The sequence below is a fragment of the bacterium genome (assembly GCA_035419245.1).
In the GTDB taxonomy this organism is placed as follows: Bacteria; Zhuqueibacterota; Zhuqueibacteria; order Residuimicrobiales; family Residuimicrobiaceae; genus JAKPUX01.
In genome coordinates this window covers 1-2,006 of record DAOLSP010000033.1, presented here as the reverse complement: position 1 = coordinate 2,006, position 2,006 = coordinate 1, and the positions used below count along the sequence as shown (strand labels likewise).

Below are 2,006 nucleotides of genomic sequence, written 5' to 3'. Positions count from 1 at the left end.
AACCTCTTCGAAAACCTGCCTGACTGCCGGGATCGCGCCCGTATCGTGGAACGCGATCACCCCTCCATTCCGGACCAGCGGGGAGTATTTTTCCCAGTCATTCCGTGCGCCATCGATGGAATGATCGCCGTCTATGAAAAGGAAATCAACGGGCTCGTTTTTAAGATATATCTTAACATCTTCGAGCGTCCGAGCATCTCGCGTATCTCCTTCAATCCGGAGCGCGGTATCCTCCGGAGCAGTCCAATGCTCGAAATTCAGATCGATGCATATAAGCATCTCAGGCATGAAATATCGATCAAAGAAATCGGCGGTTCCGCCGTGATAGGAGCCGATTTCTACAATTGTCCGGATCGGAGAACCCTTTGCAAATTTCCGGATAAACTCTACCAGATAAAAGAGCTCGACCGGACTTTGATAGGTTCTGGCGCAAAGCCGAAAACGAGCCTGTTCGCTTGGTCCGAAAAGCTCCAGCTCTTTCTTCTGGTTTGACAGAACCCCTGCCGGGCTGTTTGGCCTCCAGTCGTGGTTGCAGGCCGGCCACGATCCGTCACCGCTTTTATGCACCACGTTCTGGCACTCTTCGCAAAACCGCCAGCTTTTCAGGTACCCTTTTTCAGTCATTTTGTCCTTCCATGATTTTGGCGGTCATATAATCCAGCTCGCCGTCTGTGAGTTGTTGTGCGTAGAATGGATCGTCACCCTGCGGCAACGGTCGCAAGCGATCAACTCCCCATGGCCAAGGCCGGAAGTACTCCCCAGCGCCAACCGACATAACACGGTCATGAAAGCGTTCTTCCAGTTTCACCTCCCCATCCGATATATCCTTGGTCTGTGCAAGTGCCGTCATGAATTCATCCAGGAGCGACCAGGAACAGTAGATAAGAGAGTTGGCCGCCCAATTATTATAGAGACTCGCACCTTCACCATATCCGTAACAGATCGAGTGATTGCTGATCCTGGCGAAGTCGAGAAAGTCCTTAAGGCGGTAGACCAGGCAATCCTGCTCGATGAACATCAGGTCGAGGTTATTTGCCATGGCGTAGCCGGCTGCGACCATAATTGCCGCCGCCCAATCGTGCCGGTATGGCAGTTCGCGTGCCGGCCGGGGGGCGTAGACCATGTTTACTATATCCGAGCGGAGAAGCCCAGCCGCTGCCGGAATGTCGCACAGGCTGTTGTAGACCATAACAGCCTTGGGCTCCACCTGGTGCAGGATAGCAGGTAACCAAACCGACCCCAGATAAAGGCTCTCATTCTGTAATGCGGACCGGGCCTTGTTGTTGTGCCCCTCGAGGTGAGCACACCAGCCGGTACAAATCATCAGGCGGTCATCAGAGATTGACATCTTGCCCCCGGTCGATGCTGTACTCATATTGCTCCAGCTTTTCCAGAAACCTGCGGGCTGCTTCTTCCGAATTATCCCCCTGGGCACACATGAAGGTATGCCCTACAACCGGGTGCGTAAAATGGACATTGCGGGCAGAGATGATCACCGCCCGTTTTGTGGTCTCAGGGTTGGCGCTGGAGCTGATCGACAGGTCTGCTCCTGATTTGCGTGCCCATGCCTGCAAACGTGACAGATATCTTTTGCGAACCAGCTTTTTCAATATGCTCATCTTTGTCTCCTAAGCATTCAGGCGCTTGTTGATTTCAGCAGCGATCATTTCCGGTTTGCTCTCGACACTGAACAATGCAGTGAACCTTTCCGGAGGAGCTTTTACAATCCAGTTGCGTTCCCGATATCCCCAGACGATCATGTTTTGGCATCCGGATGCAGCGGCCAGATGAGGGATCCCGGAGTCTTTCCCGACAAAGATCGCTGCTCCTGCACATAGCCGGGCGATCTCGGGCAGCTCGAGCTTTTTGCGCAAATCAACACACCAGTCCGGCATGTAAACCTCTGGCATGGGGTCGTCATTGCCGATGATCACTGCACCATCAAGAACCCCACGCTCAACCAGCAGATCAAGCCGAAGCATCACCCGGTTGGCAATGATCGGCTC

4 protein-coding genes are annotated in these 2,006 nt (G+C 53.4%); all 4 read right to left on the bottom strand.

Features of this window, described 5'->3' with window-relative positions:
* On the bottom strand, positions 1-624 hold a 624-nt coding region (locus PLH32_17720; GenBank protein ID HQJ66448.1), incomplete at its 3' end, for a class I SAM-dependent methyltransferase.
* The gene (locus PLH32_17715) at positions 617-1,348 is read right to left on the bottom strand and encodes a hypothetical protein (GenBank protein HQJ66447.1); all 732 of its coding nucleotides are present in this window, start codon (positions 1,346-1,348) and stop codon (positions 617-619) included. The genes PLH32_17715 and PLH32_17720, both read right to left, overlap by 8 nt.
* On the bottom strand, positions 1,335-1,619 hold the full coding sequence (locus PLH32_17710; GenBank protein HQJ66446.1) for a hypothetical protein: 285 nt from the start codon (positions 1,617-1,619) through the stop codon (positions 1,335-1,337). The genes PLH32_17715 and PLH32_17710 overlap by 14 nt, the downstream gene beginning before the upstream one ends.
* 9 nt (positions 1,620-1,628) lie before the next feature.
* Positions 1,629-2,006, bottom strand: a 378-nt coding sequence (locus PLH32_17705) for a glycosyltransferase family 9 protein (protein ID HQJ66445.1), incomplete at its 5' end; no start/stop codon positions are given.

What these genes read in the sequence shown, in the direction of transcription:
- PLH32_17715 (HQJ66447.1), bottom strand. Translation starts at nt 1,348, where the DNA reads ATGTCAATCTCTGATGACCGCCTGATGATTTGTACCGGCTGGTGTGCT.
- PLH32_17710 (HQJ66446.1), bottom strand. Translation starts at nt 1,619, where the DNA reads ATGAGCATATTGAAAAAGCTGGTTCGCAAAAGATATCTGTCACGTTTG.